Source organism: Streptomyces sp. NPDC057654 (assembly GCF_042800135.1).
Classification (GTDB): Bacteria; Actinomycetota; Actinomycetes; order Streptomycetales; family Streptomycetaceae; genus Streptomyces.
Genome location: NZ_JBHVHQ010000417.1, coordinates 1 through 7,231, shown reverse-complemented (window position 1 = coordinate 7,231; position 7,231 = coordinate 1). Strand labels below are relative to the sequence as shown.

The 7,231-nt window shown below is 73.0% G+C and carries 7 protein-coding genes; 6 read left to right on the top strand and 1 reads right to left on the bottom strand.

The genetic code is table 11. The features are described 5' to 3' along the window. Positions 1 to 276, top strand: a 276-nt coding sequence (locus ACFU99_RS26360) for a MarR family winged helix-turn-helix transcriptional regulator (protein ID WP_384396238.1), incomplete at its 5' end; no start/stop codon positions are given. Between the two features lie 66 nt (positions 277 to 342). Here the strand turns inward: ACFU99_RS26360 and ACFU99_RS26355 are convergent. Continuing rightward, positions 343 to 1,113 (bottom strand): protein phosphatase 2C domain-containing protein, encoded by a 771-nt coding sequence (locus ACFU99_RS26355; protein ID WP_384396235.1) that lies wholly within the window; start codon positions 1,111 to 1,113, stop codon positions 343 to 345. A gap of 419 nt (positions 1,114 to 1,532) precedes the next feature. Here ACFU99_RS26355 and ACFU99_RS26350 point away from each other — a divergent pair, with 419 nt between their 5' ends. The 5 genes from ACFU99_RS26350 to ACFU99_RS26330 all read left to right on the top strand — a co-directional run. After that, positions 1,533 to 4,397: a nitrate- and nitrite sensing domain-containing protein gene (locus ACFU99_RS26350; protein WP_384396232.1), complete on the top strand. Its 2,865-nt coding sequence runs from the start codon at positions 1,533 to 1,535 to the stop codon at positions 4,395 to 4,397. After that, positions 4,394 to 4,885: a roadblock/LC7 domain-containing protein gene (locus ACFU99_RS26345; protein ID WP_384396229.1), complete on the top strand. Its 492-nt coding sequence runs from the start codon at positions 4,394 to 4,396 to the stop codon at positions 4,883 to 4,885. Before ACFU99_RS26350 ends, ACFU99_RS26345 begins: the two co-directional genes overlap by 4 nt. Continuing rightward, positions 4,882 to 5,283 carry a DUF742 domain-containing protein gene (locus tag ACFU99_RS26340; protein WP_384396226.1) on the top strand — a complete coding sequence of 134 codons (402 nt, stop codon included), beginning with the start codon at positions 4,882 to 4,884 and terminating at the stop codon, positions 5,281 to 5,283. The genes ACFU99_RS26345 and ACFU99_RS26340 overlap by 4 nt, the downstream gene beginning before the upstream one ends. Positions 5,284 to 5,290: 7 nt before the next feature. After that, positions 5,291 to 5,893, top strand: coding sequence for an ATP/GTP-binding protein (locus tag ACFU99_RS26335; protein WP_384396241.1), 603 nt, complete (start codon positions 5,291 to 5,293; stop codon positions 5,891 to 5,893). Between the two features lie 13 nt (positions 5,894 to 5,906). Next, on the top strand, positions 5,907 to 7,231 hold a 1,325-nt coding region (locus tag ACFU99_RS26330; protein ID WP_384396223.1), incomplete at its 3' end, for a styrene monooxygenase/indole monooxygenase family protein.

Here is a 7,231-nt window from a genome sequence, read left to right as displayed (position 1 = left end):
ACCACCGCACTCGCCGCCTACTTCGGCGTCGGCAAGGCCACCATGAGCCGCCAACTGCGCGCCCTGGACGAGCTGGGCCTCGTCGCCCGCGCCCCCGACCCGGCCGACGGCCGCGCCTCGCTCCTCTCCCTCACCGAGGAGGGCCGCGCCCGCTTCACGCGCGTACGGGACGCGCGCCGCGCGCAGTACGTGCACCGGCTCGCCGACTGGGACCGCACGGAGATCGCCGAACTGGCCCGGCTGCTGCACCAGTTCAACGCCCGCGCGGAGGGCTGAGCCGACGGGGCCCGCAGGGCTCTCAGGGCTTCAGGGCTCTCAGGGCCCGCAGGACTCTCAGGGCTCTCAGGGCTCGATGAAGGCGGCGGCCGCGTCGTCGTGGCGCTTCCAGCGCCGGAACGCCGCGCCGCCCGGATCGGCGTCCTCCACCGCCCGCACCCGGTCGATCAGCCCCTCCGGCCCCTCCTTGCGCAGCACCGCGAGACAGTCCTGCCAGCTCCCCTCGCCGAACATCTCCACCCAGCGCGACGCCCCGTCGGTGAGCGCGGCCAGGGACCGTACGTCCGTACGCGGCGTGGTCCCGGTGACCGCGCGGGCGACCACGGCGGGGTCGGCCGCGGCGGTGAAGAAGCCGCCCTCCGCGTTGCGCTGGTCGTCCGTCACCGGGCCGAGGGCGGCCAGCGCCTCGATGCGGTCGTCGAGGACCGGGGTCACCGAGCCGTCGGCGCGCTCGATCAGCAGCGCGGAATCGGACAGAACCAGATGTTCGACGCGTTCCGCGTCCCAGCGGGCCGCGACGACGGTTGCCTGAGGGGTGCGGACGTGAGAAAGGTCACAGGTCGCGCGGTGTGCCTCGGCGGTCCGTTCGACGGCCTCGGCGAGGCACTGGGAGAGCGTCAGTTCCCGGCGGGAAGCGCACAGTTCGAGCAGCGCGCCGCCGAGCCGGGCCGTGAACCAGGGCACGCCGTGCGTACAGCCGGTGCTGGTCGGGGGCGGGGTGACGCCGTCGAGCAGCACCATTGCTCCACCGTGTCCACCGGCGGGCAGCGCCACCGACACGAAGTCCTCATTGGGGCGTTGGGGATCTCCGGGCCGGGTGGCGAGTTCGATGCGCATCCGGCCAGTCTGCCCGAGGGGGCGCGACGGCGCGCGGCGCGGGTCGCGCGAGCGGCGGGGGCGACGGCCGCCCAGGTCGGGAGGGGTGTTCCCCGGCCGGCGGGGGGATCTGCGGCCCGGCGTCGGGCAGGGCTCTGAGCTGCGGGCGGACATCCTTCCAGGCCACCAGGAGGTTTTCCAGCCGACCCCGTTCCACCCCCTTGTCAGGGCCGCACAGCCCCCGCACAGAAGTTGAGGGTCACCGTCTGTCTGATGTTCACTCCTTGGAGTGGCTGGGCGGGCGATGGGCACCTGCCCCCGATCCGGGCTGAAAGGGTCAAAAGTCGAAATCGGCACCAGGGGTGGTCCGCGCCGTTGACCGAACCGTCGTCACCTCCTGGCACCACATAGGGACAGGCGAGCAAGGATTGTGAGCACCGGTGCGGAAAAAGCGGCTTCGGGGCGGTACACACGAACAGCAGACGACGGTCGCGCGACAGCGCACCACGCGCGTACGTAACCGACTGGTCGTCTCCGTCGCGATCGTGGCCGCCGCCGTACTCGGCGCGGGCGTCCCCGGCATACTCGGCGCGGCCGACGACCTCCACGACACCCAGCACCTCGTCGACCTCGCCCAGGCCAACCGGGGCGCCGTCGCCCTCGCCCACTCGCTGGCCGACGAGCGCGACGCCATGACCGAGTTCGTCGCCGCGGGCCGCGCCACGGCCGCCGGCGGCGTCACCGAGAGCCAGCGCGCCCGCGTGGACCGCCAGGTCGCCGAGTACCGCGGCCAGGCCCCCGCGTCCGTACGGGCCCTGCTCGACGCCCTCCCCAAGACCCGCCAGCAGGCCCTGACCGGCCCCGGCAAGGCGGCCGACACCTACACCGCCTACACCGACGCCGTCCAGGCGCTGCACGGCGTCGCCGACACCCTCGCGCACCAGCTCCCGGCCCGCGCCGGAACCGGCTCCGCCGCCGCTCTGCCGCCGCTCGGCCGGGCCGTCGAAGAGGCGTCCGCCACCCGCGGCCTGCTGCTCGGCGCGCTCGCCTCGCACGGCTCCACGCAGAACGGGCTGACCGCCGCCGCCCAGCGCACCGACATCCGCGAGAAGGCCGCGCTCGCCGACTTCGAACAGCTCGCCCCGCCCGACGCCCGCGACTCCTTCAGCTCCACCGTCAACGGCCCCGACGTCACCGCGGCCGACGACTTCCTCACCCGCCTCACCGCCCGCTCCGAACTCTCCACAGCCGACCGCGACCTCCCCAAGAGCACCGTCGAATCCGCCCTCACCGCCCGCATCGACCGGATGCGCGGCGTCGAATCGGCGCTCGCGAGCAGCGAGATCACCCGGCTGGAGAAGCTCCGCGACGACGACGTCACCGCCCTGGAGCTGGACGCGGCGCTGCTCGGCCTCTGCTTCCTCGTCGCCGCCGGAGCCTCCGCCCAGGCCGCCCGCTCCATGACCCGCCCGCTCGCCGCCCTGCGCCTCGGCGCCCGCCGCGTCGCCGCCGACCCGGCGGGCGAGCAGCCCATCGTCTTCAAGGGCCGCGACGACGAGTTCGCCGAGGTCGTACGGTCCGTCAACACGCTCCACGAGGCCGCCGCGAACCAGCGCGAGCGCATCACGCGGCTGGAGGGCGAGCGGTCCCGGCTGATCGGCGCCCGCCAGGCGCTCGCCGACGAGCGCGAGACGCTCCAGACCCAGCAGGCGCGGCTGCGCGAGCGGATCGCCGCGCTCACCGGCACCGTGCACGGCACGTACGTCAACCTCTCGCTGCGCACCCTGACCCTGGTGGAGCGTCAGCTAGGCGTCATCGAGACCATGGAGGCGAACGAGCAGGACCCCGAGCGGCTGGAGACGCTCTTCAAGCTCGACCACCTCGCCACCCGCATGCGCCGCCACAGCGAGAACCTGCTGGTCCTCGCGGGCGCGGAGCACGGCTCCGGGCACTCCGGCAGCGTGCCGCTGCTGGACATGGTGCGCGCCTCCATCAGCGAGATCGAGAAGTACGAGCGGGTGCAGATCCAGGCCCTGCCGCCGCACGCGCAGGTCGCCGGCTTCGCCGCGGACGACACCAGCCACCTGGTCGCGGAGCTGCTGGAGAACGCGACCGCCTTCTCGCCGCCCGACGCGCGGGTGCAGCTCTCCGGCTGGCTGCTGGAGAGCGGCGACGTGATGCTCTCCGTACAGGACGAGGGCATCGGCATGCCGGCCGAGCGGCTGGCCGCCGTCAACGCCCTGCTGGCCGCGCCCGACCCGCAGGAGGCGCACACCGCGGACGGCGAGCAGACGCTCGGACTCGGGCTCTACGTGGTGGCGCAGCTCGCCTCCCGGCACGGCGTGCGGGTGCAGTTGCGCGCGCAGCAGCAGGGCGGCATGACCGCCGTCGTCGTCCTGCCGAAGGCGCTCCTGCCCACCGGCCCCTCCGGGCCGGGACCGGCCCCGGTCGTGCCGGGAGGCGCCGGGGCGCCCGCGTTCCAGCTGCCCGGCTCGATAGCGGAAGCGAACTCCAACGCGCTGCCGGGCCGCGGCGAAGGCGCCCCCCGCACCGGCGAGACGCCCGTACCCGACGGCCCGCAGCCGGTTCGGGCCCAGCCCGAACCCGCGCCGGTGCCGCGCCAGAACACCGGCCCGCAGCGCCGCCCCGCCCCGGACCCGGACGCGGCGCCGCCGGAGCCCCCGTCCCAGGACCCCGAGCGGAAGGCCGGCCCCGACCCCCTCATCGAGGCGGCCGAGCGCACGATTCAGCTCGCCGCCATCCCCGACCCCCAGCAGCCGCCGACCGGACGACACGCCCGGCGCACCGACGAGCCCCCCTCCGGCGCGGACACCACCCCACCGGACGCGTCCGGGCGGCCCGTACGAGCCGTGCCGGACGGGCCCGCCCACGTCGTGCCGCCGCCCGTGACCGGCCAGGTCGCGAGCGCGTACACGCCCGGACCCGACGAACACGCGAGGCCCGCGGCCGACCTGCCGCACCCCGCCGGGGCGGCCCGGCGGCGCCCCGCCGACGGCGACCCGGCCGACCCGGCCGCTGACGACCTCGATCCGCGGACCACGGACAAGGGCCTGCCCAAGCGCACCCCCAGGACCGTGACCATGCAGGACTCCGCGCCACGTCAGAGCAAGGGGGTCGACGCGGAGGCGCTCCGGCGCCAGCTCGGCGGCTTCCAGCAGGGGGCGCGGGACGGCCGCCGGGACGCCGAGGCCGAGATCACGGCGGGGATCAAGATGCGGAACACTGACCATCAGCAAGCGGGGGCGCTGGACGAGGCTGGCACTGCCGAGGAGGCACGCGATTGAATGCGCCGAGTACGTACGGGCTGAGCACCGAGGCCCGTAACCTGCACTGGCTGCTGGACAACCTGGTCGAAGAGGTGCCGGGCGTACGGTCGGTGGCCGTCGTCTCCTCGGACGGCCTGATGCTGCTCTCCTCCGATCCGGAGCAGAACGCCGCGGGCGCGGGCCCGGTGGCACACGAGGGGCCGCGCGGCTCCAGCGCCGACCTCGCCACCATCGTCTCCGGGCTCGGCAGCCTCACGACGGGCGCCGCCAAGCTGATGGAGGCCGGCATCGTCAAACAGACGATGGTGGCCATGGACGAGGGAAGCCTGTTCGTCATGGCGATCAGCGACGGCTCGCTGCTCGGCGTGCAGGCCGCCCCCGACAGCGACATGAGCGTCGTCGCCTACCACATGGCGCTCTTCGTCGGCCGGGCCGGTCATGTTCTCACCCCTGAACTCCGCAGCGAGCTGCGGAAGTCAATGGAGCCAAGGCAGGCAGAACAGTGACATCCGCACACCGATTGCCCGTCCGCGGGTCGGACAGGAAACCCGCGCGCGTACGCCCGTACTCGCTCACCGGCGGACGGACCCGCTTCGGGCATGTGCTGCTCGTCGAGACCTTCGTGGCGGCGCTGGACGCCCCCGAGGAGCGGCGGGAGCTCGAATCCGGCGGCCTGGGCTCGCGGGTCATGCCCGAGATGCGGGCCATCGTCGAACTGTGCCGCCGGATGCGCTCGGTCGCCGAGATCTCCGCGCTGCTCAAGATGCCGCTCGGCGTCGTGCGCGTGCTCATCAGCGACCTGGCCGACCAGGGAAAGATCCGCGTCTACGGCACCGGGCACGGCACCGGCCAGCCCGACCGCGCGCTGTTGGAAAGGGTGCTGAGTGGACTTCGCAGACTCTGACACGGTGATGGCCTCGCCGGCCGCCGAGGAGGGGTTGCAGAGCTGGCAGACGGACCGTACGCGGGCGCCCGTCGCCACGAAGATAGTCGTGGCCGGCGGCTTCGGTGTCGGCAAGACGACGTTCGTGGGCACGGTCTCGGAGATCACCCCGCTGCGGACCGAGGCCGTGATGACCACGGCCAGCGAGGACGTCGACGACCTCGCCGCGACGCCGGAGAAGACCACGACCACGGTCGCCATGGACTTCGGCCGCATCACGCTCGACGACGACCTGGTGCTCTATCTCTTCGGCACGCCCGGCCAGAAGCGCTACTGGTTCATGTGGGACGACCTGGTGCGCGGCGCGATCGGCGCGGTGGTCATGGCCGACACCCGGCGGCTGGAGGACTGCTTCCCGGCGCTCGACTACTTCGAGAGCTACGGGCTGCCGTACATCGTCGCGGTCAATCACTTCGAGGGCACGACCCGTTACGAGGAGGAGGACGTGCGCGACGCGCTCTCGGTCCCCGCGCGCGTACCTGTTGTGATCATGGATGCGCGCAAACGCATCACGGTGATCGAATCGCTGGTGACCATGGTCGGCCACGCCTACGACGTCACCCCCGAATAAGAGCTGGAGAAACATGCGGAAGATACTCGTCGTAGGAGCCGGGCAGTCCGGCCTCCAACTGGCCCTCGGACTACAGTCGCAGGGCTACGAGGTCACCCTGATGTCCAACCGCACGGCCGACGAGGTCCGCGCCGGCCGGGTCATGTCCACCCAGTGCATGTTCCACACCGCGCTCCAGCACGAGCGGGACCTCCAGATCAACTTCTGGGAGAGCCAGGCCCCCCGCATCAAGGGCCTCGGCGTCTCCGTCGCGGCCCCCGACTCCTCGCGCGCCGTCGACTGGGTCGGCATGCTGGGCGGGTACGCGCAGTCGGTCGACCAGCGGGTGAAGATGGCCGGCTGGATGGAGACCTTCGCGCAGCGCGGCGGGCAGCTCGTCATCCACGGCGCGGCCGTCTCCGACCTCGACTTCTTCGCCCGCCGCTACGACCTGGTGCTGATCTCCGCGGGCAAGGGCGAGCTGGTGTCGATGTTCGGCCGGGACGCCGCGCGCTCCCCGTACGCGACGCCGCAGCGCGCGCTGGCCGTCGCCTATGTGCACGGCATGGGGCCGCGCCCCGAGCACCCCGACTTCGACGCGGTCCGCTGCAACCTGGTGCCCGGCGTCGGCGAGCTGTTCGTCATGCCGACGCTCACCAATTCCGGCCGCGCCGACATCCTCTTCTGGGAGGGCGTGCCGGGCGGCCCCCTCGACGTCTTCCAGGGCATAAAGGACCCCAACGAGCACCTCGCGGTCACCCTGGAGCTGCTGGAGCGGTATCTGCCCTGGGAGTACGCGCGGGCCACCAAGGTCGAGCTGACCGACGCCAACGGCACGCTGGCCGGGCGCTACGCCCCGACCGTGCGCCACCCCGTCGGGCGGCTGCCCGGCGGCGGCCTGGTCCTCGGCGTCGCGGACGTGGTCGTGGCCAACGACCCGATCACCGGGCAGGGCTCCAACTCGGCGTCCAAGTGCGCGGCCTCGTACCTCGACTCGATCGTCGAGCGGGGCGAGGAGCCCTTCGACGAGCAGTGGATGCGGGACACGTTCGACCGCTACTGGCAGACGGCGCAGCACGTCACGAAGTGGACCAACGCGATGCTGGCCCCGCCGCCGGAGCACGTCCTGAACATCATCGGCGCGGCCGGCCAGTTCCAGCCGATAGCGGACCGTTTCGCCAACGGATTCAACGACCCGTCGGACTTCGAGAACTTCTTCTACGACCCGGCCAAGGCGGAGGCGTACCTGGGCGAGGTCGCGGCGCGCGTCCATGCGGACCGACTCGCGTCCGCCGCTGCCGTCCTGGACCGTCGCCGCGGTGCGCCAGGTGCGGCCGTCCGCCGAGACCTGGATGCTGG

Bases quoted from the DNA above. Each gene is read 5' to 3' on its own strand.
- ACFU99_RS26335 (WP_384396241.1), top strand. From the start codon at position 5,291: ATGGCCTCGCCGGCCGCCGAGGAGGGGTTGCAGAGCTGGCAGACGGAC.
- ACFU99_RS26355 (WP_384396235.1), bottom strand. From the start codon at position 1,113: ATGCGCATCGAACTCGCCACCCGGCCCGGAGATCCCCAACGCCCCAAT.